Annotated in this window: 22 protein-coding genes and 2 pseudogenes; 22 read left to right on the forward strand and 2 right to left on the reverse strand. The window is 54.8% G+C overall.

Translation table 11 applies throughout. The annotated features are described in order from the left end of the window. The first annotated feature begins 59 nt into the window (after positions 1–59). The 5 genes from ABS784_RS04855 (at position 60) to ABS784_RS04875 (ending at position 5,213) form a co-directional block, all read left to right on the forward strand. On the forward strand, positions 60–1,385 hold the full coding sequence (locus ABS784_RS04855; protein ID WP_352511646.1) for a dihydrolipoamide acetyltransferase family protein: 1,326 nt from the start codon (positions 60–62) through the stop codon (positions 1,383–1,385). A gap of 119 nt (positions 1,386–1,504) precedes the next feature. Then, positions 1,505–2,482, forward strand: coding sequence for a YncE family protein (locus tag ABS784_RS04860; protein ID WP_011231857.1), 978 nt, complete (start codon positions 1,505–1,507; stop codon positions 2,480–2,482). Continuing rightward, positions 2,479–3,153: a response regulator transcription factor gene (locus tag ABS784_RS04865; RefSeq protein ID WP_352511648.1), complete on the forward strand. Its 675-nt coding sequence runs from the start codon at positions 2,479–2,481 to the stop codon at positions 3,151–3,153. The genes ABS784_RS04860 and ABS784_RS04865 overlap by 4 nt, the downstream gene beginning before the upstream one ends. Positions 3,154–3,155: 2 nt before the next feature. Then, positions 3,156–4,562, forward strand: coding sequence for a sensor histidine kinase (locus ABS784_RS04870; RefSeq protein ID WP_011231855.1), 1,407 nt, complete (start codon positions 3,156–3,158; stop codon positions 4,560–4,562). Positions 4,563–4,628: 66 nt separating this feature from the next. Further along, entirely contained in the window at positions 4,629–5,213 is a 585-nt protein-coding gene (locus tag ABS784_RS04875) for a Uma2 family endonuclease (RefSeq protein ID WP_033845388.1), read from the forward strand. Positions 5,214–5,307: 94 nt separating this feature from the next. Here ABS784_RS04875 and ABS784_RS04880 read toward each other — a convergent pair. After that, positions 5,308–5,444: pseudogene (locus ABS784_RS04880) on the reverse strand (type II toxin-antitoxin system HicB family antitoxin); the annotation flags it as partial. Positions 5,445–5,630: 186 nt separating this feature from the next. Between ABS784_RS04880 and ABS784_RS04885 the strand changes: the two are divergent. The 11 genes and pseudogenes from ABS784_RS04885 (at position 5,631) to ABS784_RS04935 (ending at position 16,540) form a co-directional block, all read left to right on the forward strand. After that, entirely contained in the window at positions 5,631–7,679 is a 2,049-nt protein-coding gene (locus ABS784_RS04885) for a methylmalonyl-CoA mutase family protein (RefSeq protein ID WP_352511651.1), read from the forward strand. Further along, a complete protein-coding gene (scpA, locus tag ABS784_RS04890; RefSeq protein WP_307894874.1) occupies positions 7,663–9,858 on the forward strand; it encodes a methylmalonyl-CoA mutase in 2,196 nt (731 codons plus the stop codon). Before ABS784_RS04885 ends, scpA begins: the two co-directional genes overlap by 17 nt. Beyond that, positions 9,855–11,003, forward strand: a complete 1,149-nt coding sequence (meaB, locus tag ABS784_RS04895; RefSeq protein ID WP_352511653.1) for a methylmalonyl Co-A mutase-associated GTPase MeaB — start codon at positions 9,855–9,857, stop codon at positions 11,001–11,003. Before scpA ends, meaB begins: the two co-directional genes overlap by 4 nt. Before the next feature lie 32 nt (positions 11,004–11,035). Then, positions 11,036–11,473: a BrxA/BrxB family bacilliredoxin gene (locus tag ABS784_RS04900; protein ID WP_011231850.1), complete on the forward strand. Its 438-nt coding sequence runs from the start codon at positions 11,036–11,038 to the stop codon at positions 11,471–11,473. After that, entirely contained in the window at positions 11,470–12,507 is a 1,038-nt protein-coding gene (locus ABS784_RS04905; protein ID WP_020278559.1) for a HipA domain-containing protein, read from the forward strand. The genes ABS784_RS04900 and ABS784_RS04905 overlap by 4 nt, the downstream gene beginning before the upstream one ends. Before the next feature lie 3 nt (positions 12,508–12,510). Beyond that, positions 12,511–13,257 (forward strand): HIRAN domain-containing protein, encoded by a 747-nt coding sequence (locus ABS784_RS04910; protein ID WP_023633508.1) that lies wholly within the window; start codon positions 12,511–12,513, stop codon positions 13,255–13,257. A gap of 116 nt (positions 13,258–13,373) precedes the next feature. Continuing rightward, positions 13,374–13,660: pseudogene (locus tag ABS784_RS04915) on the forward strand (nucleotidyltransferase domain-containing protein). A gap of 508 nt (positions 13,661–14,168) precedes the next feature. Beyond that, on the forward strand, positions 14,169–14,576 hold the full coding sequence (locus tag ABS784_RS04920) for an AbrB/MazE/SpoVT family DNA-binding domain-containing protein (RefSeq protein WP_015375348.1): 408 nt from the start codon (positions 14,169–14,171) through the stop codon (positions 14,574–14,576). Then, positions 14,563–14,901: a type II toxin-antitoxin system RelE/ParE family toxin gene (locus ABS784_RS04925; protein ID WP_015375347.1), complete on the forward strand. Its 339-nt coding sequence runs from the start codon at positions 14,563–14,565 to the stop codon at positions 14,899–14,901. The genes ABS784_RS04920 and ABS784_RS04925 overlap by 14 nt, the downstream gene beginning before the upstream one ends. Before the next feature lie 89 nt (positions 14,902–14,990). Then, complete coding sequence (locus ABS784_RS04930; RefSeq protein WP_352511657.1) at positions 14,991–15,965, forward strand: aromatic acid exporter family protein; 975 nt, start codon at positions 14,991–14,993, stop codon at positions 15,963–15,965. A gap of 68 nt (positions 15,966–16,033) precedes the next feature. Beyond that, positions 16,034–16,540, forward strand: a complete 507-nt coding sequence (locus ABS784_RS04935; RefSeq protein WP_352511659.1) for a L,D-transpeptidase — start codon at positions 16,034–16,036, stop codon at positions 16,538–16,540. A 44-nt stretch (positions 16,541–16,584) separates the two neighbouring features. Here the strand turns inward: ABS784_RS04935 and prli42 are convergent, their stop codons facing one another. Beyond that, the gene (gene prli42 / locus ABS784_RS04940; protein WP_020755294.1) at positions 16,585–16,677 is read right to left on the reverse strand and encodes a stressosome-associated protein Prli42; all 93 of its coding nucleotides are present in this window, start codon (positions 16,675–16,677) and stop codon (positions 16,585–16,587) included. A 207-nt stretch (positions 16,678–16,884) separates the two neighbouring features. Here prli42 and mce point away from each other — a divergent pair, with 207 nt between their 5' ends. From mce to gndA, 6 genes are all read left to right on the forward strand, one after another. After that, positions 16,885–17,307 carry a methylmalonyl-CoA epimerase gene (gene mce / locus ABS784_RS04945; RefSeq protein ID WP_033005773.1) on the forward strand — a complete coding sequence of 141 codons (423 nt, stop codon included), beginning with the start codon at positions 16,885–16,887 and terminating at the stop codon, positions 17,305–17,307. Continuing rightward, complete coding sequence (locus ABS784_RS04950) at positions 17,304–18,854, forward strand: acyl-CoA carboxylase subunit beta (protein ID WP_352511662.1); 1,551 nt, start codon at positions 17,304–17,306, stop codon at positions 18,852–18,854. Before mce ends, ABS784_RS04950 begins: the two co-directional genes overlap by 4 nt. Before the next feature lie 259 nt (positions 18,855–19,113). Then, complete coding sequence (locus ABS784_RS04955; protein WP_352511664.1) at positions 19,114–20,238, forward strand: tripeptidase T; 1,125 nt, start codon at positions 19,114–19,116, stop codon at positions 20,236–20,238. Positions 20,239–20,346: 108 nt separating this feature from the next. Continuing rightward, the gene (locus tag ABS784_RS04960) at positions 20,347–20,841 is read left to right on the forward strand and encodes a chemotaxis protein CheW (RefSeq protein ID WP_011231828.1); all 495 of its coding nucleotides are present in this window, start codon (positions 20,347–20,349) and stop codon (positions 20,839–20,841) included. 81 nt (positions 20,842–20,922) lie between these two features. Beyond that, a complete protein-coding gene (locus ABS784_RS04965; RefSeq protein WP_033009034.1) occupies positions 20,923–21,117 on the forward strand; it encodes a hypothetical protein in 195 nt (64 codons plus the stop codon). A 156-nt stretch (positions 21,118–21,273) separates the two neighbouring features. Next, a complete protein-coding gene (gene gndA, locus ABS784_RS04970) occupies positions 21,274–22,683 on the forward strand; it encodes an NADP-dependent phosphogluconate dehydrogenase (protein WP_033009036.1) in 1,410 nt (469 codons plus the stop codon). Positions 22,684–22,717: the final 34 nt, after the last annotated feature.

Below are 22,717 nucleotides of genomic sequence, written 5' to 3' on the forward strand. Positions count from 1 at the left end.
CTAGACGGCGTGGGGACGTCACGGCAAAGATATTGCAACAGAGATAGGAGGGTATCGATGTGGCCATCGAACAATTGACGATGCCTCAGCTCGGGGAAAGCGTCACGGAAGGCACCATCAGCAAATGGCTCGTCTCCCCGGGCGACAAAGTGAACAAATACGACCCGGTCGCCGAAGTCATCACCGATAAAGTGAGCGCGGAAATCCCGTCGTCGTTTGCCGGCGTCATCCGCGAGCTGATCGCCAAAGAAGGAGAAACGCTCCCGGTCGGCGCGCCGATTTGCACGATCGAAGTCGAAGGCGCCGCCGCGGCGCCGGAAGCAAAGCCGACTGATGAAGCGCCAAAAGCAGAAGACAACAAGGAACAAGCTGCTCCGAAAAAGACAGGACGGGCAAACAACGGCCGCTATTCGCCGGCCGTGCTCCGCCTCGCCCAAGAACACGGCATTGACCTTGAACAAGTGAAAGGCACGGGTCTTGGCGGGCGGGTGACGCGCAAAGATTTGCTCAAGTTGATCGAGTCCGGGCAAATTCCGAAAGCAGGAGCGGCACCGGCGGCGGAACAAGCGGCGCCGAAAGCCGAACCGAAAACGGAACAACCGGCCCCGGCCGCCGCGCAAGTGGAACCAGCTGCTCCGGTCACGGCGCCGATCAAACCAGCGGCGCCAACGATCGAAGCGGGAGCGGGCGACATCGAAATTCCGGTCACCCCGGTGCGCAAAGCGATCGCGGCGAACATGCTCCGCAGCAAACACGAAGCGCCGCACGCCTGGACGATGGTCGAAGTCGACGTCACCGACCTTGTCGCCTACCGCGACGCCATCAAAGACGAGTTCAAGCGGCGTGAAGGCTTCAATTTGACGTATTTCGCCTTCTTCGTCAAGGCGGTCGCCCAAGCGCTGAAAGAATTCCCGCAGCTGAACTCTGTGTGGGCCGGCGATAAGATCATTCAGCGCAAGGACATCAACATATCCATCGCTGTCGCGACGGATGACGCCTTGTTCGTGCCCGTCATCAAGCACGCCGATGAAAAAACGATCAAAGGCATCGCCCGCGAAATCGCTGAACTGGCGGCAAAAACGCGCGCCGGCAAACTGCGCCCGGAAGACATGCAGGGCGGCACGTTCACCGTCAACAACACCGGCGCGTTCGGCTCGGTGCAGTCGATGGGCATTATCAACTACCCGCAAGCGGCCATTTTGCAAGTGGAAACGATCGTCAAACGTCCGGTCGTCAAAAACGGCATGATCGCCATCCGCGACATGGTCAACTTATGTTTGTCGCTCGACCACCGCGTCTTGGACGGCCTCATTTGCGGCCGCTTCCTCGCCCGCGTCAAAGCGATTTTGGAAAACATGAACAAAGACAACACGCCGATTTATTAACGATTCCCCCATCGCCATCGGTTGGCGGTGGGGGTTTTTGCGTGGCGCGATTTCAAACTTCTTTCACAAATGTGATGTATAATGAGGACAGAAACGAACGTGCGAAGGAGAAAAACGAGATGAAACGAGCGAGCGTATGGATGCTGTTGTGTTGCTTCTTTCTGCTAAGCGGCTGCGCCAATCCGTCGTTTCCCCCGGTGGCCGATTCGCTTTCTGTCGTCATCAGCCTCGATGTCAAAGCGGAAACGGTCACCTTTTTGAACGCGGAAAATGGCGGCAAGATCGCCCGTTGGAACATCAACGAACCGTTTCAAGGCGGGGCGTTGAGCTCGGACGGCCGGACGCTTCTTTTGTACGGGCGGGATCTTGACGGCGTCTATCGGTACGATCTCGCGACCGGGAAGCTGCTTGGCGAATGGAAAATAGGAAGCGGCATTGTGAGCGCTGCTCCATCTCCGGATGGCCGCACGTGGTTTTTTGGCGACAGCACCCATCACGCGGTGCGCGTTGTGAGCCGGGACGGGAAAGAGATCGCCCGCCTTTCGGTCGGACGCTCCCCGATGACGCTGCTTGTCAATCGCCAGGAAACGGAGCTGTATGCCATCGACTTTCAAGACGGCCGCGCCTTTGTCATTGATACGAGCCGCCTCCGTGTCATTCGCTCATTTTCTGTGCCGAAGATGGCGTTAGGCGGATTGATGCGCGAGCGGCAAGGGGAGCTGTGGGTCGGCGGACATGGAAGCGGAAACAAGGTGGAGAAGAATGTTCACGTCTATTCGCTTCAAGACGGCCGCTTGTTGCGGACGATTGCCGCCCCGGTCATGCCGGTTGATTTTGTCGAAACAGGCCGCGGCGTGTTTGTGCTAAGCCACGGTTCGAACACGATCTATCAGTTTTCAAAAGAAGGAAAACAGCTCGCTTCGGCGTCTGTCGGCGCCAATCCGTTTGCCATGGAAGCGGCAGGAAGCCGTTTGTATATTGCGAGTTATGACAGCGATGAAATCATCGTGGTCGATGAGGCGATGCTGCGTCCGCTCGCCCGTTGGAAGACGGGAGACGGCCCGCTGCAGCTATTCATTCGGGAGGGACGAACATGAGCGAACGAACCGTTTTAATCGTCGATGATGAAGAAGAAATGCGCCTGCTCGTTGGCATGTATTTGGAAAACGCCGGCTTTCGTTGCCTCGAAGCAGGGGACGGGGAAGAAGCGCTGGTGCTGCTTTCGCAACATCCGGTTGATGCCGTGCTGTTGGACGTCATGATGCCAAAACAGGACGGATTCGCCGTCTGCGCCCGCATCCGCGAGCAGTCGGACGTGCCGATTTTGTTTTTGACCGCGCTTGGCGAAGAATGGGATAAAGTGAAAGGATTGAAGCTTGGCGGCGACGATTACATCGTCAAACCGTTCAGCCCAGGAGAGCTCATCGCCCGCCTTGAGGCGGTGTTGCGCCGGGTGCAGCGCGTCCGCGAGCACGACGGACGGCTGCAATTTGGCGACCTTGCCATCGACGAAAAAGGACGAACCGTGACCGTTGGCGGCGAGGCGGTGAAGCTGACGTTGAAGGAGTTTGAGCTGCTGCTGTTTTTGGCAAAACACCGCGGCCAGGTGTTCAGTCGCGACGATTTGCTCGTCAAAGTGTGGGGATATGATTATACAGGAAACGCCCGCACGGTCGATACGCATGTGAAAACGCTGCGCATGAAGCTGAAAGACGCCGCCCGCCACATCCAAACCGTCTGGGGCATCGGCTACAAGCTTGAGGGATGAACATGAAACGGCTTCGGTTAGGACAAAAACTATGGCTGGCGATCGGCGCCGCGGTCGTGGCGACGCTGGCGTTTTCCTTTGGCCTTCTGAATTATTTTTACCGGACGGTGTACATGAAAGAAGTTGAGCGAACGTTGATCGCGGAAGGGACGAGCCTCGCCCGCGACTATCGCGGCGGGGCGGTGACGGAGGCATATCGCCGTCAAATCGAATGGTATGACGAAAAATCAACGGCCACGATCTTGTTGATCGACAACCCGCGCGAACTGAGCGCCTGCTTTCCGTTTCCGGTCCACTATGACGCGTTAGTCAGCGGCCGCGACCGGGAAACATTGTTAGCCGGGAAGCCTGTTGTCAAAACGGGATACGAAAAGCGGTTCGGACGCCGCGTGATGGCGGTCGTCGTTCCGCTTTTGGACGGCAAGCGGCTTGAAGGAGCGATTTACTTGTATTTGCCGTTAGCCGACGTTCAGGAAGCAACGAAGCGGGCGGCCGCCGCGTTTTGGCCGTTGGCCGCCATATTCGCCGCCGCGCTTTTGGTTGTCGGCCGACGGATGGTGCGGCAGATGACCGAGCCGCTCCAAGCGATGGAACAAGCGGCAGAACGCATGGCGGAAGGACGCTACGAAGCGGACATCCCCGTGCGGAGCGATGATGAAATCGGCCGCCTGGCGGAGGCGTTCAACCAAATGGCGGACGCCATTGCTAAAGAAGACGAGCGGAAACGCGAGTTCTTAGCGAACGTCTCGCATGAGCTGCGCACGCCGCTCAGCTATATGAAAGGATACAGCGAAGCACTCCTTGCTGGCCTCGCGAAAACGAAGGAAGAAGAAAAGGCGTACCTTCGCCTTATCCACCGCGAAACGGAGCGGATGGAGCGGCTGGTGCGCGATCTTCTTGACCTGGCGCGCCTTGAAGGGCAAAGCGTGCCGCTCGAGCGCGCGCCGGTGGCGTTTGCCCAAGTGATCGAAGATGTCATCGCCACGTACGAACCGATCGCCTCGCAAAAGCGGATCGAGTTGGCGTGCGAGTTGGACTATGACATCATCGTCAACGGCGACGCCGACCGGCTCGAACAAGTCGTGCGCAACTTGCTTGACAACGCCATCCGCTACACCCCGGAAGGCGGCGCGGTGACGGTGCGGCTTTCCCGCTTGTCGGAAGCGGAAGGCGAGCTTGTCATCCAAGACACGGGAAAAGGCATTCCGAAAGACCAGCTCCCGCTTCTCGGCCAGCGCTTTTTCCGCGTCGACCGCGCCCGCACCCGCAAAGAAGGCGGCACCGGCTTGGGGCTTGCCATCGTCAAACAAATCGTCTCTCTTCATGACGGCGCGATTTGGTTCGACAGCGACCTTGGACGCGGGATGACCGTATTCGTCCGCCTGCCGCTCGTTCGGGAAGAGGAATAAACATCGTTCAAGACACAGGAATGGATGATGTATAATCAATATAAAATTAGGAGGCAGGTGGAGGATATGGGTTCACCAGAAAAGGAACAGGCCCCTATGACCTACAAAGAGTATGCGACATGGCCGGAAGGAAAACGGTGCGAGGTCTTGGACGGGAACATCATTAGCGTGGCGCCGTCGCCGACACCGGAACATCAATCAGTTTCGCTCCAACTTTCCATTGAATTCGGGATGCATCTTCGTGGGAAGGATTGCCGCGTGTTGGCCGCCCCGATCGATGTGTATCTTTTCGAAGATCATCGAAAGGGATGGATGGATGAAAACGTCCGAAACTGGGTATGCCCCGATCTTGTCGTCATCTGCGACAAAAACAAAATTCAAAAAAACCGCATTGTCGGGGCTCCGGATTTGGTCGTCGAGATCTTGTCCCCCGCCACGGCCAAAATCGACCGGATGGACAAACGGATCGCGTACGAGCGGGCCGGGGTGAAGGAATATTGGATTGTTGACCCGGCGAATCAAGTGGTGGAAGTGTATTTGCGCGGAAAAACAGGAAGATTGGAACTTCATGGAGTGTACAACCGGGATGACGCCGTTTTGGTTCATGTATTGAAGGATTTCGTGATCGATTTGCGAAACATTTTCCAATGAATAAATGGCAGTTGAGATTTTCGCTAAGCGGTGATTTGGAGGGGGACGAGGGAGCATCGTCCAAGAGAGCATGCAACAACGCCCTCTTCCTTTCATGTTTTTTCAGGGCTTCTTGGAGGATTTGTGAATCGTTGAGATGGTGTTGTTTCGCCAAGTCATCGAGCCATTTCGGGATCGTTCATGTTTTTTTTTGACCGCTTTGTTTTCCATTTCATGGCGAAATGGTGGCATCAGCAAGTTGTTTGCCTTTTTGTTCATTGCCCAAACGCGGCCGATGTACTACAATAAACATAGAAACCGTTTTTTCCCACACGAAGCGTCATCAGCGCTTCGTTCTGAGCAGACGGGTTCGAGAGGGAAAGGTGCGGCTTGAAAAGAAAGCGGTTTCTTATGTCTGGAAGGCAAAGGGGGATCGGAATGAGCGATGTCGCAAAGATGAAGGAAGCGGCGTTTCCGGCTCCGACGGTGGAGGAGTGGGAGCGGGAAGCGGAAAAGTCGCTGAAAGGCAAGCCGCTCGAGCGGCTTGTATCGATGACGTACGAAAACATTGCGGTCAAACCGCTCTATACGCGCCGCGATGTGGAGGCGCTCGGCCCGCTTGAGCAGTACCCGGGCTTTGGCCGCTATGTGCGTGGGGCGCGGCCGGAAGGGTATCGGGGCGAGCCGTGGAAGGTGAGCCAGGAGATTTCGGCAGCGAGCCCGTCCGACTGGAACGAGGCAGTGAAGCACGACTTGGAGCGGGGGCAGACGGAAATCCATCTTGCCCTTGGCCGGCTGCCGTTTGCCGTCGAGTCGGTTGATGATGTGGCGGCGATGTTGGATGGCGTGCCGCTGGACCGCTATTCGCTCCGTGTGGACGCCGGGGCGCGGTCGCTTTCGTTTTTGGCGCTGTTGGCCGCTTATTTAGAGGAACGGGGCGTCCCGCTATCGAGCGTACGGGGCGCGATCGGCATGGATCCGCTCGGAGCGTGGGCGGAGCAGGGGACGCTCCCGTGTTCGCTTGAGCGGCTGTATGATGAAATGGCGGAAGCAACGAAGTGGGCGAAGGAACAGATGCCTGCCGTTCGCACGATTTTGGTGCGCGGCGAGCCGTACCATAACGGCGGGGCGAACGCCGTGCAGGAGCTCGCGTTTTCGTTGGCGGCAGCCGTCGAGTACATCCGCGCCGGGTTGGACCGGGGCTTGACGGTTGATGACATCGCGACAAGGATGCAAGTGTCGCTCGCCGTCGGAGCCGACTTTTTCATGGAAATCGCCAAGCTGCGGGCGGCGCGGCGGTTGTTTGCGCAAGTGATCGAAGCGTTTGGCGGCGGTGAATCAGCAAGGCGGATCGAGCTGCATGTGCGCACGTCGCCCTTTACGAAAACGGTGTACGACCCGTATGTGAACATGCTCCGAGCGGCGGCGGAAGCGTTTGCGGCCGTTGTCGGCGGCGCCGATGGCGTGCACGTGTCGCCGTTTGACGAGGCGCTCGGACTCGCTGATGAGTTTTCGCGGCGCATCGCCCGCAACACGCAGCTCATTTTGCTCGAAGAGGCGCATGTGGCGAACGTCATCGATCCGGCGGGCGGCTCGTATTATGTGGAAACGTTGACCGCCAAGCTCGCCGAAGAAGCGTGGAAGCTGTTCCAGCGTGTGGAGGAAAAAGACGGCATGGCGAAGGCGCTCGAAGACGGCTTCGTGCAGACGGAAGTGGAAGCGGTCGCCAAGCGGCGGCTGGATCGTGTCAAGACGCGGAAGGAAAAAATCGTTGGCACGAACGTGTACGCCAATTTGGAGGAAACGCCGGTCGAAAAACCGAAGCAAGACGCAGCGAACGTGGCGCCGCCGCTGGATGAAAAGCGGGTGGCCGATATTCGCGCCTCGCTCGCGGGCGGGAAGTGGATGGAAGCGGCGATTCGTGCGGCCCGCCGTCGAGCAACCGCTCGGGAGATCGCAGCGGCGTTGATCGATGGGAACGCGGCTGTTGCCATCACGCCGATTCGGGCATGGCGCTTGGCCGAGCCGTTTGAGCAGCTGCGGAAGGCAGCCGAGAAGCATGCCGAACGCACAGGAAGCAGGCTTTCCGTTCACTTGATCAATATCGGGCCGCTTGTCCGTCATCAAGCGCGCGCCGATTTCATCGCCGGGCTGTTTGCGGCCGGCGGGGTGGCGGCTGAGCGGAGCGATGGCTTTGCCTCGGTCGCGGAAGCGGTCGAATGGGTGCGGAACACGAACGGGACGCATTATATCGTGTGCGGCGCCGATGACGACTACCCGGCGTTCGTTCCGGCGTTGGCTGAGGCGTTCAAGCAAGCCAAGCCGAACGCGAAGCTGTATGTCGCCGGAAAGCCGCCGGAAGAGCTTGAGAGAACGTACGCGGACGCGGGCGTGGACGGATCGATTCATCTCGGTTCGAACGCGTACGATGTGATCGTGGCGTTTCTAACGGAAAGAGGGGTGGCGCTTGATGGCGAAGTACGTTGATTTTACCAACATGACGCTTTCCGCCGCAACGGCCGATGTGGATGAGAAACAGTGGAGAGACGCGGTGGAGCGGCGCGTGCAAGCGTCGATCGATGAGCTGTTGTTTCAGACGAACGAACACATTGCGGTGAAGCCGCTTTATACAAAGAATGACATCGATGGGCTCGATTTTCTTGATTATATGCCCGGCTTGCCGCCGTACTTGCGCGGGCCGTACCCGACGATGTACGTCGTGCGGCCGTGGACGATCCGCCAATACGCCGGCTTTTCGACCGCCGAGGAGAGCAACGCCTTTTACCGGCGCAACTTGGCGATGGGGCAAAAAGGGCTGTCGGTCGCTTTTGACTTGGCGACGCACCGCGGCTATGACTCCGACCATCCGCGCGTCGTCGGCGACGTCGGCAAAGCGGGGGTGGCCATCGACTCGGTGCTCGATATGAAAATTTTGTTTGACGGCATCCCGCTCGACCAAATGTCAGTGTCGATGACGATGAACGGGGCGGTGCTCCCGATTATGGCGTTTTACATCGTCACCGCCGAAGAGCAGGGAGTGACGCAAGACAAGCTGTCCGGCACGATCCAAAACGATATTTTGAAAGAATATATGGTGCGCAACACGTACATTTATCCACCGGAGATGTCGATGCGCATCATCGCCGACATTTTCGCCTATACGGCCAAATACATGCCAAAATTCAACAGCATCAGCATTTCCGGCTACCATATGCAAGAAGCCGGGGCGCCGGCCGATTTGGAGCTGGCGTACACGCTCGCTGACGGGCTTGAGTACGTGCGCACCGGCTTGAAAGCCGGCATTGACATCGACTCGTTCGCGCCGAGGCTGTCGTTTTTCTGGGCAATCGGCATGAACTACTTTATGGAAGTGGCGAAACTGCGGGCGGCGCGCCTCATGTGGGCGAAAATGATGAAAACGTTCAATCCGAAAAATCCAAAATCGCTCGCTCTAAGGACGCATTCGCAAACGTCGGGCTGGAGCTTGACCGAGCAAGATCCGTTCAACAACGTCGTGCGCACGCTCATCGAGGCGCACGCGGCGGCGATGGGGCATACGCAGTCGCTCCATACGAACGCCTTGGATGAAGCGATCGCCTTGCCGACCGACTTCTCGGCGCGCATCGCCCGCAATACGCAGCTGTACTTGCAGGAAGAAACGGGCATTTGTCGGACGATCGACCCGTGGGCCGGTTCGTATTACGTCGAGACGTTGACGAACGAGTTGATGAAGCGGGCGTGGGCGCATATCGAAGAAATCGAAAGCTTAGGCGGGATGGCGAAAGCCATTGAAACCGGCATCCCGAAAATGCGCATCGAAGAAGCGGCGGCCCGCCGCCAAGCGCGCATCGATTCAGGAGCGGAAACGATCATCGGCGTCAATAAATACCGCCCGGAAAAAGAAGAGCCGATCGACATTTTGGAAGTCGACAACACCGCCGTGCGCCAGCGGCAAATCGAGCGGCTGAACGAGCTAAAGGCGACGCGCGACAACGAGCAGGTCGAAGCGGCGCTTGACGCCATCACAAAAGCGGCGGAAACGGGCGAGGGGAATTTGCTCGAGCTTGCCGTCCAAGCGGCGCGCGTCCGGGCGACGCTCGGGGAAATTTCGTACGCGATCGAAAAAGTGGCGAGCCGCCATCGCGCCGCCATCCGCTCGATCAGCGGCGTTTACAGCTCGGAATACAAAAACGAAGCGCAGCTCGAGCGGGTGAAGCGACGGGTTGAGCAGTTCGCCGAACTCGAAGGACGCCGCCCGCGCATCTTGATCGCGAAAATGGGGCAGGACGGCCATGACCGCGGGGCGAAAGTCATCGCCACGGCGTTTGCTGATTTAGGGTTTGACGTCGACATCGGCCCGCTCTTCCAGACGCCGGAAGAAACGGCGCGCCAGGCGGTCGAAAACGATGTGCACGCCGTCGGCATCAGTTCGCTCGCCGGCGGGCATAAAACGCTTGTGCCGCAGCTCGTCGAGGAGCTTGAAAAACTTGGCCGCGATGATATTTTGGTCGTCGTCGGCGGCGTCATTCCGCCGCAAGACTACGCGTTTTTGTATGAGCACGGCGCCGCCGCCATTTTCGGACCGGGCACGGTCATTCCGGAAGCGGCGGAAAAAGTGTTGGATGAAATTTACGCCCGGCTTGGCTATGAGGAAGTGAACCAATGAACGGCGAAGAGAAACGGCGGGAACAGGCAAGCGGACAGAGCGCAGCTTCGGACGGACAGCCGCGGCGCCCGGAATGGGCGGACGGCAATGGTCTGTCGTCGTACGTGCAAGCCGAGCGCCCGCCGGCGCCGAAGCGGCTCGTGCGGCGAAAAGAACGATCGGTTAAAGAATACGTCCAAGGAGTGCTCGCCGGCGACCGCACCATTTTGGCGCAGGCGATTACGCTTGTCGAAAGCAATGCGGCCAGGCATATGGATCTCGCCCAGCAAGTGCTCAATGAACTGCTTCCGCACGTCGGCCGCTCGATTCGCATCGGCATCACCGGCGTGCCGGGGGCGGGAAAAAGCACGTTCATTGAAGCGTTTGGCACGTTTTTGTGCGAGCAGGGCCATCGCGTCGCCGTCTTGGCCGTCGACCCGACGAGTTCGTTGACCGGCGGCAGCATCCTCGGCGACAAAACGCGAATGGAGGCGCTCGCCCGCAATCCGCTTGCTTTCATCCGTCCGTCCCCATCGGGCGGGGCGCTTGGCGGCGTACACCGAAAAACGCGCGAGACGATGATGCTGTGCGAGGCGGCCGGCTATGACATCATCCTCGTCGAGACGGTCGGCGTCGGGCAAAGCGAGTTTGTCGTCCGAGGGATGGTTGACTTTTTCTTGTTGCTCGCCTTAACCGGCGCCGGCGACGAGCTGCAAGGCATGAAGCGCGGCATCATGGAGCTGGTGGACGCCATCGTCATCAACAAGGCGGACGGCGATAATAAAGAAAAAGCAAAAGCGGCGCAAAAAGAATACAACCAGTTTCTCCATTACCTCCGCCCGGCCACGCCCGGCTGGGAGACGAAAGCGTACACATGCTCGGCGCTTTTGGGAGAAGGGATCGCCGACATGTGGCGCGTCATTCAAACGTTTGTCAAGACGACAAAGCAATCCGGCGTCTTTTTCGACCGCCGCCGCCAGCAGCAAAAAGACTGGATGCACGCCATGATCAAAGAATATATCGAAACGCGCTTTTTTGCCGATCCGGTCGTGAAAGAAAAGCTCCCGATGCTCGAGAACAGCGTCATTTCCGGCGCCAAGCCGGTCACCGCCGCCGTCCGCGAGCTGATCGAGGCGTATGAACGGAAGCGAGGCGGTGAACTGTGATATGATAAAGGCAAATCGAAGGAGGTGTCACGATGTTCCAATTTCAATTTCCGCTCTATAACGACATCGTCGAACAAGCGCGGCGCGAAGCGGTCGAAGCCGGATTTGAAGAACTGCGCACGCCGGAAGACGTCGATGCGGCATTCCGCCGTCCGGGCACAACGCTTGTCCTCATCAACTCGGTGTGCGGCTGCGCCGGCGGCATCGCCCGTCCGGCAGCGGCCCACGCGGTTCATTACGACAAGCGCCCGGACCATTTGGTGACCGTCTTTGCCGGCCAAGACAAAGAAGCAACCGCCCGCGCGCGCGAATATTTTGTCGGCGAGCCGCCATCCTCGCCGTCGTTCGCCTTGTTAAAAGACGGGAAATTGTGCGCCATGCTGCACCGACACGACATCGAAGGGCACGAACCGGTCGCCGTCGTGCAAAAGCTGCAGGCGCTGTTCGATGAATATTGTGAGGAAGTGTGAAAGGAGAACCCGAAGTTCGAAAAGGGACTTCGGGTTTTTGCATGACCATTATTGTTTGTGATAATATAAAAAGAGATCAGAGACAGGCAAACAGCAGTGCATATGATCATCATTTTAGCAGGCTTCTCTTGCGATCAACTTTTTCTCTTGTTTCTATCAAAAACCAAAAACTAAAAAAAGGATCATCTTTTATGGAGTTATATGATGTTAGTCATTGGAAAAAAGATGAGGAGCGGCAAGCTTCTGGGACAAGAGAGAAGTTTTGGTTAATTAATCCAGATAATAAACGTCGGTATCTATTTAAAATTCCTAAGGAAAATACTGGGGAAGCGTGGGCAGAGGTTGTTGCATCAAAAATCGGCCAACATATAGGGTTAGATATGATGAAGGCCGATTTAGCTGTTTACGATGGAACAATAGGTATTTTATCTGAAAATTTCGTCTTATATAATGAGGAATTTTATGAAGGTGGCGATTTGTTCTTTACAATTGAAGAGAGTTTTGATCGCCGCAATTTAAAACATTATCATTTTCTGAATGTAATAAAAGTGTTGTCTGGATTTCATCTTGAAAAAGAATTTGTCCAAATCCCTGTATTTGACGCGCTAATCGCCAATCAAGATCGTCACTGTGATAACTGGGGGATTATTGTTCACCACACTAGCTGCAAGCTTGCACCTATATATGATAACGGGGCGTCGCTAGGATACCAATTGAAGGAAGAACGTATTCTAAAAATGTTTCAAGATCAGAGAATGTTCGAAGCTTTTACAAATCGGAGTTTTTCTTTAATCGGACTTCCTCATAAGAAGAAGCCTAAATATAAAGAATTACTAAGTTTCATTTATGAATTGTATCCAAAAGAAATGAAGAAGGAAATTGATCGTATCAGTCAAATAAATGAGCAACAAGTCACAACTGTTTTAGATGGTGTTTCAGAAAATGTCATGAGTAAAATTTACAAAGAATGGGTATTAAAATTATTACAGTATCGAAAAGAATGGCTCGTAAATTGGTATATGGAGGTGAAATAAGCGATGCGCCCTTTTGTGCTTTGGTTAATTTGGCAAAATGAATGTACTCGGCAGCGATATCATATTGGAAACTTATTACACGATGGGGATAAGTATGTATTTTATTATGAACGCAGCAGGAAGAGAAGAGGACTGTTCGAAGCACTAGAAAACGGTTATCAACCTCATTTGTCGTTTCCGGATATAGGAAAAAAATACGTTTCTAACAGATTGTTCGGGCCTTTTGAGCGGCGTTTGCCTGACCGGCGCCGTCCGGATTTTTTAGAAATTTTGCGGACATACGGCTTGCCGCGCGATTGTACAGATATGGATATGTTGCGAGCGACTGGTGGTAAACTTGCGACAGATTCTTATGAATTTGTAGCGCCAATTTATGTATGGGGAAATCATTTCGATTTTGATTTTTATGTCGCCGGTTGGAGGTATTATGAGGGAGATCAAGTGGTTCAACATCTTAAAGTGGGAGATGAGGTGCATTTTCGGTTAGAGCCGGAGAATAGGCAAGATTCTAAAGCAGTAGAAGTGTTAACAGATGAAGGGTGTAAGCTAGGGTATATTCCTGCTTTCTATAGCGAGTTTATGTTTAACCTTATTCAAAACAACGGGCGTTATATGGCGAGAATTGAATCAATTCATGTTGAGGCTTTTCCACAGCGGAAAGTAAATATAAGTGTCTACGGTGAGCTCCTTCCATCTTGCCAGACGCAAGATCTCGATATGCTACATGAAATATCGTTAGAAGTGATTTAGTCTGTTCACTGTTTTCTGAAGTAGGCATGTTTGATTTCAGATGAATGAATATGTCCACAAAATCGAAGCACTGCTCGAACACATCAAAAAAGAAGTGATCGATCGTGACCTATGGAATGAGCCCGGTCGTGTTTGAACGGCTGATGGCGTATTTCGCCGGCGAGGAGGAGATTCAAAAAGTCGTGTTGTTCGGCTCGCGGGCGCGCGGCATGGCCCGCTACAACTCCGACATTGACTTGTGCATTGACTACACCGGCAAACAAAAGTGGAAAATCAAAGAGGATATTGACGACATCGTCGACATTTACTCGTGTGACGTGCTTTTTTCGACGCGCTGAACGAAGCGATCAGGCGCGAAATCGAGCGCGATGGGAAAACGATTTATGAGAAATCTCCGTCGTGAGCCTAGGCGGCTTGCCTCGCATGAGCGGGCGGCCGTTTTTTTTTGTGTCCGGCGGCCTTAGGGCAAGCGCGCTGTCCGTTTTTCAGTTGCATCGAAAGCGCTGTTATCGGTACAATGGAACTCACATTTCGCACCCTCCCGACAAAAATCGGGAGGATTTTTTTTCGCCTTGCGTCGAATGAATCTTTGAAACACAAGGAAAGCGAAGGAGTTTTCACACCATGGGCATTCCAATCGATGCGGTCTATGACAGTTCCTATTTGAAATAATAATCGCTATCTTTGAGGACCTTGGCCTCCATCAATTGAGCGTCGTTTTGTTCAGGAATTCTCCGCTTTGTTCCACTAGGATGTTAGTGTTTGCATCAATCTATTCCTCTTCCGCAAACATTGAACACTTCTCCTCCCTACGGTATGGGAAAATCATTGTGTTTGTTTCCCCACCATGCTATGATCATTAGTAAAGAAACCAAGAAATTTGGTTATTTTTTTGGAAGGAGGGGAATAATATGGTACCATCAGATTCGATGACAAAGGAGAAGGTACCGATGGACAATATCCCTAACCGTAAGAAAAACCTTGTGAAACGAATTGCCGTATCGAGCAAAAAACAAATTACGATCCCAAAGGATTTTTATGAGCAATTAGGAATTGGAAACGAGGTGTTAATTGAGTTAGCGGATAATAAGTTAATTATTCATCCTATTCATGAGGATCATTTTGACTTTTCCGATCTGATTTTAAAAGACTTGATCGAAGAAGGATATACAGGCGAAGAACTATACAAAGAATTTGTATACCGTAAATCGCAAATTGCCCCTGCATTCAACGCGATGATTTCTGAGGAAAGACCGAAGGCAAAAACGTATACCGCGGATACGTTAGAGGAGTTATTCGGCGAAGATGATGAACAATAATCGGCTGCAATTGCTCCCAAAAGCAGAAAAAACCATCAAAAAGCTGACAAAGAAAGATCCGGTGCTGAAACAGCGTTTGAAAGAAGCCTTGCGGGAGATTCTTTCCCATCCAACGGAAGCAGGAGAAGCGAAAACAGGGGATTTGGCAGGGATTTACGGTTACGACATTTATCATCAAGGAGTCAATTACGAAATCGCTTATTTTATTGATCAGGATGAAAGCGGGAATATGGTGGTCGTTGTCTTGGCGGGAACCCGCGAAAATTTTTATGATGAGCTGAAGCGTTATATGAAAGCGAACAAAGCGAGACTTCCTAAACCATAGCTGTGATAGGTTAAGAAAAACAATGGCCATTTTACCTCTCTCTTCATGTCTTGTCTGCCGTTGTTGATACGATAAAAGGAGACGGCGCGATGAAAATCGGATATCGGACGTTAAAAACCGCGGTGGGGGCGGCGCTGGCGATTGCCATCGCTCAGCTGATCGGCCTGCATAATTTCGCTTCCGCTGGCATTATCGTCATTTTATGCGTCCAAGTGACGAAAAAGCGGTCGCTTGAGACCGCTCGGGCCCGTTTTGCGGCGTGCGTCGTTGCGGTCGGGTTTGCGGCGTTGTTTTTTACCGCCTTCGGCTATCATCCGTGGACGATCGGGCTGTTGCTTTTGTTGTTCATTCCTGTGACGGTTCGCTTGAAAATCAATGAAGGCATTGCGACAAGCTCGGTCATTATTTTGCATTTGTATGCGGCCAAGGACATCACGTGGGGATTGGTCGCCAATGAGATCTTGCTGGTAGCGGTTGGCATTGGGGTAGCGCTGCTGATGAACATGTACATGCCGAGCGCCGAGAAGGAGCTCAAAGAGTACCAGCGCATTGTCGAAGATTTGTTTCGCATTATTTTAAAAGAAATCGTCCGCTACTTGCGCACCAATGAACTCGATTGGGATGGCAAAGAGCTTCCGCTCGCCGCCGAGACGCTCGAAAAAGCGAAAAAACTCGCCATGCGTCACGCCGACAACCAATTATGGCGGAATGAGGATGAATATGTCCGCTACTTCCGCATGCGCGAGCGGCAGTTGGAAATCATTGAGCATATGCTTCCGCTTGTGACGTCGCTCGTCTACACGGTCGAGCAGCGGATGATGGTCGCCGATTTTATCGACGAATTAAGCGACGCCATTCATCCGGGAAATACGGCGGACCGCTTTTTGCGGCGCCTTGCCGAGATGCGCGAACAGTTTAAAGCGATGCCGCTGCCAAAGACGCGCGAGCAGTTTGAAGAGCGGGCGGCGTTGTTTCATTTAGTGCGCGAATTGGAGCGATATTTAATCATCAAAAGCGAATTCCATCCCGGAAACGAACGAAAACCGCAGCGGCTGAAGGCATGATGCAGGGCATATGTCCATCCGTTTTGGCGCACACTATAGCCAAACATTCAAGCAAAGGATGGACGGATATGCGGGTATGGTTGGCCATTTGTCTCGTGCTCACCGCCGTGTTGGGAGCGCCTTTCCCGACAGCGGCGGAGGCGAAGCCGCTTGTCATTGTGAACAAAGCGATCAATAAGCTCGCGCTCGTCCGCGACGGCCGCATCGAAGCCGTTTATCCGGTGGCGACCGGGGTCAATGCCGATTTGACGCCGGAGGGGATGTTTACGGTGACGGTGAAGGCGAAATACCCGTATTATCGGAAAAAGAACATCCCGGGCGGGGCGCCGAACAATCCGCTCGGCGCAAGGTGGATCGGCTTTAACGCGCGCGGGACGGACGGGCGCATCTACGGCATTCACGGCACGAACAACCCGGCGTCGATCGGCCGGTATGTGTCGCAAGGCTGCGTGCGCATGCACAACCGCGATGTCGAGCATTTGTATGAACGGGTGCCGATTGGCGCCCGTGTGCTCGTTCTCCGCAGCAACGAATCGTTTTACGCCATCGCCAAACGGCACGGCGCTGTCCGATGAAAAACGCAAGCTCCGTTTCGGAGCTTGCGTTTTTTTGGGCAGGTTTAAAACCACATGCTGATGCCGGCGAGGAGCGTCGTCAGCAGCATGCAAATAAGCATTACGTACACGATGAATTTTTGCGTTTTCCGCGACAACGGTCCGTCCTCCTTCCGTCCGCTGTTCTACGTTTATTGTAACGGCAAACCGCAGGGCGGACAAGGAAAAATGCCCGATGCCAAGCGAACCGATCCAAGGCTCGACCGTGGCGCGGACAAAGAAAAACAAAAAAGCAGGATTTTTTGTCGAAACGGCGAATGATAAAATGTTGGCCTCATCATTTTGCGGCAAAGGGGATGCAGACGATGGAAGTGAAAAAAGTCGACCATATCGGCATTGCCGTCCGCTCGATCGAGAAAGCGCTTCCGTTTTATACGGATGTGCTCGGCCTGCCGTTTCTTGGCATCGAGGAAGTCGAGTCGGAACAGGTGAAAGTGGCGTTTTTGCAGGCGGGAGAGGCGAAAATTGAACTTCTTGAGCCGCTGTCGCCAGAGAGCGCGGTGGCGACATTTATCGAGAAGCGCGGCGAAGGGATTCATCATGTGGCGCTTGGGGTGGAAGACATCACCGAGCGCATCCGCGAGCTGAAGGAGCACGGCATCCGCATGATTCAAGATGCGCCGAAACGCGGCGCCGGCGGAGCATGGGTCGCGTTCATGCACCCGAAATCGACCGGCGGCGTGTTGTATGAGCTTTGTGAACGGACGAAAACGGAGGGACACCAATGAGCGACATGTACGATAAAATCAATGAATTATATGACCGCCGACGTGAGATTGAACTGGGCGGCGGCGATGAGAAAATTGAACAGCAGCACGCGAAAGGGAAGCTGACGGCGCGCGAGCGGATTGATTTGCTGTTGGACGAAGGGACGTTTGTCGAGCTCAATCCGTTCATCGAGCACCGCTGCACCGATTTTGGCCTCGGGGAAAAGAAGGGGCCGGGTGACGGGGTGGTGACCGGCTACGGGAAGATCAACGGCCGCACCGTATTTGTGTTTTCGCAAGATTTCACCGTCTTCGGCGGGGCGCTTGGGGAAATGCATGCGAAAAAAATCACGAACATCATGGATTTGGCGGCGAAAACCGGGGCGCCGGTCATCGGTTTGAACGATTCGGGCGGCGCCCGCATTCAAGAAGGGGTCTTGTCGCTTGACGGGTACGGGCACATTTTTTACCGCAACGCCATTTATTCCGGCGTCATCCCCCAAATTTCCGTCATTATGGGGCCGTGCGCCGGCGGGGCCGTCTATTCGCCGGCCATCACCGATTTTGTGTTCATGGTCGAAAAAACGAGCCAAATGTTCATCACCGGTCCGAAAGTGATTGAAGCGGTGACCGGGGAGAAAATCAGCGCCGAAGATTTAGGCGGCGCCCGCGTGCACAACACGATCAGCGGCAACGCTCATTTTGCGGCGGCGAATGAAGAGGAGGCGCTCGCTGAAGTGCGGCGGCTCTTGGGCTATTTGCCGTCCAACAACAACGAAAAGCCGCCGTTTGGCCCGATTCCGGATGGGGACGACTACCGCCCCGATTTGGCCGATGTCGTGCCGATTGACGCCGTCCGCCCGTACGATGTGCGCCACGTCATCGCCCAAGTCGTCGATGACGGGTCGTTTTTTGAGGTGCAAAAAGATTTCGCGAAAAACATCGTGATCGGCTTTGCCCGCATTAAAGGCGAAGTGGTCGGGCTTGTGTGCAACCAGCCGAAGTTTATGGCCGGCGGGCTGGACATCGACTCGTCCGATAAGGCGGCGCGGTTTATCCGCTTTTGCGATTCGTTCAACATCCCGATCATTACGTTTGAGGACGTCACCGGCTTTTTCCCAGGCGTCAAGCAGGAGCACGGCGGCATCATCCGCCATGGGGCGAAAATTTTGTACGCTTACTCGGAAGCGACCGTGCCGAAAATCACCGTCATTTTGCGGAAAGCGTACGGCGGCGCCTATGTCGCCTTAAACAGCAAATCGATCGGCGCCGATGTCGTCTATGCGTGGCCGAACGCGGAAGTGGCGGTCATGGGGCCGCAAGGAGCGGCGAACATCATTTTCGCGGGCGAAATTGAAAAAAGTCCGAATCCGGAAGAAACACGGGCGCAAAAAATTGCCGAATACCGCGAGAAATTCGCCAATCCGTACGTCGCCGCGAAATACGGCATGATCGATGACGTCATTGACCCGCGCGACACGAGAATCAAGCTCATTCAGGCGCTCGAGATGCTGCGAAACAAGCACGAGGAGCGGCCGAAGAAAAAGCATGGCAATATTCCGCTGTAAAAACGGGGTCAAGGGGCCCCGTTTTGTTGCTTGGCCTCTATTTTCGCATACGGATTCGCGTCCATCAGGCTCATTCCGCTGCTATGTCTTCCCATTGCTTACGGATTTTTTCGTCTGTCGAACCCGGGAGCTCGCGCTGGCGCATTGCGAACGTGGCTGTCAGCGCTGTGCGTGCCGATCGTTCCGGCGTTCGGTTTGGCTCTTGGCGGAACATTTCGGTATACTTAAGGTGGAATACATAAGCAGGAGGAAGAAAGTTATGGTCAATGAACAACGTCTTGTCGACGAATTTTTGGAACTCGTGCAAATCGATTCAGAAACGAAGCATGAAGGAGAAATCGCCAACGTGCTCAAACAAAAGTTTGAAGCGCTCGGCCTTGAGGTGATCGAAGACGATGCCGCCGCGAAAACGGGACATGGGGCGGGCAACTTGATTTGCACGCTCGCGGCGACGAAAGACGGGGTGGATCCGATTTATTTCACATCGCATATGGATACGGTCGTGCCGGGCAAAGGCGTGAAGCCATCGATTCAAGACGGCTATGTCGTCACCGACGGGACGACGATTTTAGGCGCGGATGATAAAGCGGGCTTGGCGGCGATGTTGGAAGCGATTCGGGTGTTGAAAGAGCAAAACATCCCGCACGGCGTGATCCAGTTTATCATCACCGTCGGAGAAGAGTCGGGGCTTGTCGGGGCGAAGGCGCTCGATCCGTCGCTCATCCAAGCGAAATACGGCTATGCCTTGGACAGCGACGGCAAAGTCGGCAACATCGTCGTCGCCGCCCCGACGCAGGCGAAGCTGAAAGTGGTTGTGCATGGCAAAACCGCTCATGCCGGTGTGGCGCCTGAAAAAGGGGTGTCAGCCATTACGATTGCGGCGAAAGCGATCGCGAAAATGCCGCTCGGCCGCATCGACGAGGAAACAACGGCCAACATCGGCCGCTTTGAAGGCGGCACGCAAACGAACATCGTCTGCGACCGCGTCGATATTTTAGCGGAAGCCCGCTCGCTTGTCCCAGAAAAAATGGAAGCGCAAGTGGCGAAAATGAAAGAGGCGTTTGAAACGGTCGCCGTGGAAATGGGCGGCCGCGCCGATGTCGAAGTGGAAGTGATGTACCCTGGCTTTAAGTTCAGCGACGGCGACCATGTCGTGGAAATCGCCAAACGGGCGGCGGCGAAAATCGGCCGGCCGTGCAAGCTCGAGCGAAGCGGCGGCGGCAGCGATGCCAATATCATCGCCGGCTTCGGCATTCCGACGGTCAACCTCGCTGTCGGCTACGAAGAAATCCATACGACGAATGAGCGGATGCCGATTGAAGAGCTGGTGAAGCTGACAGAGATGGTTGTCGCCATTGTCGAGGAAGTCGCCAATGCCGAATGAGCATCCCGAGGCTGGATGCTCTTTTTTCTTGAACCTTTCGGTAAACATTCGGCCGGAATGAGCCGATAAAAAAAGCAGAGTGCGAATCACGAAAGAGGTGGCGGGGGAATGGACAAATACGTGGTGTTTCGCGTCGAGCGGGAACAGTACGCCGTCTCGATCGCGTATGTCGTCTCGATTGAGAAAATGACGGCGCCGACGGCCGTGCCGCATATGCCGGATTGTATGGCGGGCGTTGCGCGCATCCGCGGCGAGCTCGCGCCGGTGCTCGATATGCGAAAGCTTCTATATGGGAAAGCGATCGAGGAAACCGAGCAGACGCGTCTTGTCGTCGCCGCGGTCGACGGGTTGTCGGTGGCGTTTATCGTTGACGAAGCAAAGGAAATTGTCGATATTGAACCGGAAGCCATCAAACCGCTGCAGCTCGTATCCGCGGAGCGCACGCCGTATGTCGTCGGGATCGCGACGCTGCCGGAGCGGTTGCTCACGGTGCTGGATCCGCGCGTCTTGTTTGCCCATTTGGAAGAAGCGGACGCGATTCGCGAGCAAGTGGCCGCCGCCCAGGCCGCGGCCCAGGTCATCCAAGAGGAAGAGACGGTATAGGTGTTTGCCTATACCGTTTTTTCTTCCGCGCATATCCTAACCATGGAAATGAACTTCAACACATGAGAGGAGGCGCATTCCATGGTTCGACCGTTCGGTCCGTATATGGGCGGATTTTATCCGCCGTACGTTGGCGGCTACGGCTATCCTCCATACGGTTATCACCATCATCATTGGCATGGAGGGTATGACGGCTATCATCACTTCCCGTATGGCGTGCCTTATGGTCATTACCCGTTTGGACCATACGGCTTCCCGCATTATGGAGGCTACTAAGCATGAGGGGCGTTACGCCCCTTTTCGCATGGACAGGTCAAGCAAAGTCCGTCGTGCCGCCTCGTTCCTAAATCGGTTTAGAAAAACTTGCAGGCAAGCGCAAACGTATGGTATGTTGTTTGATGAACAAACCAAAACGGAAAGGGACGTTGGACAATGGCGAAACAGCAAATCGGCGTCATCGGACTGGCGGTCATGGGGAAAAACTTGGCGCTCAACATCGAAAGCAAAGGCTATTCGGTGGCGGTGTACAACCGTTCGCGCGAAAAAACGGACGAGTTTTTGCAAGAAGCGAAAGGAAAAAACATTGTCGGTACATACAGCATCGAAGAATTCGTCAACGCCTTGGAAAAACCGCGGAAAATTTTGCTGATGGTGAAAGCGGGCGCGCCGACGGACGCGACGATCGAACAGCTGAAGCCGCATTTGGAAAAAGGCGATATTGTAATTGACGGCGGCAATACGTATTTTAAAGATACGCAGCGCCGCAATAAAGAACTCGCTGAACTCGGCATTCACTTTATCGGCACAGGGGTCTCCGGCGGTGAGGAAGGGGCGCTGAAAGGCCCGTCGATCATGCCGGGTGGGCAAAAAGAAGCGCATGAGCTCGTGCGCCCGATTTTTGAAGCCATCGCTGCGAAAGTCGACGGCGAGCCGTGCACGACGTACATCGGTCCGGACGGCGCGGGGCATTATGTCAAAATGGTGCATAACGGCATCGAATACGGCGACATGCAGCTGATCGCTGAAGCGTACTTCTTGCTCAAACATGTGCTCGGCATGGATGCTGCAGAGCTGCACGAAGTGTTCGCCGACTGGAACAAAGGCGAGCTGAACAGCTACTTAATCGAGATCACGGCCGACATTTTCACGAAAATCGATGAAGAAACAGGCAAGCCGCTTGTCGACGTCATTTTGGACAAAGCCGGGCAAAAAGGGACGGGCAAATGGACGAGCCAAAACGCCCTCGATTTGGGCGTGCCGCTGCCGATCATCACGGAATCGGTGTTCGCCCGTTTCCTCTCGGCGATGAAAGACGAGCGCGTGAAAGCAAGCAAAGTGCTGGCAGGCCCAGCGGTGAAGCCGTTTGAAGGCGACCGCGCTCACTTCATCGAAGCGGTGCGCCGCGCGCTTTACATGAGCAAAATTTGCTCGTACGCCCAAGGATTTGCGCAAATGAAGGCGGCTTCTGAGGAATACAACTGGAACTTGCGCTACGGTGATATCGCCATGATCTTCCGCGGCGGCTGCATCATCCGCGCGCAATTTTTGCAAAAAATTAAAGAGGCGTACGACCGTGATCCAGCGCTTTCGAACTTGCTCTTGGATCCGTATTTCCAAGACATCGTCGAACGCTACCAAGACGCGCTCCGCGAAATCGTCGCCACCGCGGCGATGCGCGGCATTCCGGTGCCAGGATTCGCCAGCGCCCTCGCCTATTACGACAGCTACCGCACCGCGGTGCTCCCAGCCAACTTAATCCAAGCGCAGCGCGATTACTTCGGCGCCCACACGTACGAACGCGTCGACAAAGAAGGCATTTTCCATACGGAATGGTTGAAATAAGAAAAAAGCCCTTAGAGCCGAAGGCGGTTCTAAG

Source organism: Geobacillus sp. G4, assembly GCF_040327975.1.
GTDB lineage: Bacteria > Bacillota > Bacilli > Bacillales > Anoxybacillaceae > Geobacillus > Geobacillus thermoleovorans.

Coding starts and splice junctions, on each gene's coding strand:
- ABS784_RS04910 (WP_023633508.1), top strand. CDS start 12,511: ATGCGCCCTTTTGTGCTTTGGTTAATTTGGCAAAATGAATGTACTCGG.
- ABS784_RS04870 (WP_011231855.1), top strand. CDS start 3,156: ATGAAACGGCTTCGGTTAGGACAAAAACTATGGCTGGCGATCGGCGCC.
- ABS784_RS04885 (WP_352511651.1), top strand. CDS start 5,631: ATGAGCGATGTCGCAAAGATGAAGGAAGCGGCGTTTCCGGCTCCGACG.
- ABS784_RS04920 (WP_015375348.1), top strand. CDS start 14,169: ATGGTACCATCAGATTCGATGACAAAGGAGAAGGTACCGATGGACAAT.
- ABS784_RS04930 (WP_352511657.1), top strand. CDS start 14,991: ATGAAAATCGGATATCGGACGTTAAAAACCGCGGTGGGGGCGGCGCTG.
- ABS784_RS04955 (WP_352511664.1), top strand. CDS start 19,114: ATGGTCAATGAACAACGTCTTGTCGACGAATTTTTGGAACTCGTGCAA.
- ABS784_RS04925 (WP_015375347.1), top strand. CDS start 14,563: ATGATGAACAATAATCGGCTGCAATTGCTCCCAAAAGCAGAAAAAACC.
- ABS784_RS04865 (WP_352511648.1), top strand. CDS start 2,479: ATGAGCGAACGAACCGTTTTAATCGTCGATGATGAAGAAGAAATGCGC.
- gndA (WP_033009036.1), top strand. CDS start 21,274: ATGGCGAAACAGCAAATCGGCGTCATCGGACTGGCGGTCATGGGGAAA.
- ABS784_RS04900 (WP_011231850.1), top strand. CDS start 11,036: ATGTTCCAATTTCAATTTCCGCTCTATAACGACATCGTCGAACAAGCG.
- ABS784_RS04960 (WP_011231828.1), top strand. CDS start 20,347: ATGGACAAATACGTGGTGTTTCGCGTCGAGCGGGAACAGTACGCCGTC.
- meaB (WP_352511653.1), top strand. CDS start 9,855: ATGAACGGCGAAGAGAAACGGCGGGAACAGGCAAGCGGACAGAGCGCA.
- mce (WP_033005773.1), top strand. CDS start 16,885: ATGGAAGTGAAAAAAGTCGACCATATCGGCATTGCCGTCCGCTCGATC.
- ABS784_RS04875 (WP_033845388.1), top strand. CDS start 4,629: ATGGGTTCACCAGAAAAGGAACAGGCCCCTATGACCTACAAAGAGTAT.
- ABS784_RS04935 (WP_352511659.1), top strand. CDS start 16,034: ATGCGGGTATGGTTGGCCATTTGTCTCGTGCTCACCGCCGTGTTGGGA.
- ABS784_RS04950 (WP_352511662.1), top strand. CDS start 17,304: ATGAGCGACATGTACGATAAAATCAATGAATTATATGACCGCCGACGT.
- scpA (WP_307894874.1), top strand. CDS start 7,663: ATGGCGAAGTACGTTGATTTTACCAACATGACGCTTTCCGCCGCAACG.
- ABS784_RS04965 (WP_033009034.1), top strand. CDS start 20,923: ATGGTTCGACCGTTCGGTCCGTATATGGGCGGATTTTATCCGCCGTAC.
- ABS784_RS04860 (WP_011231857.1), top strand. CDS start 1,505: ATGAAACGAGCGAGCGTATGGATGCTGTTGTGTTGCTTCTTTCTGCTA.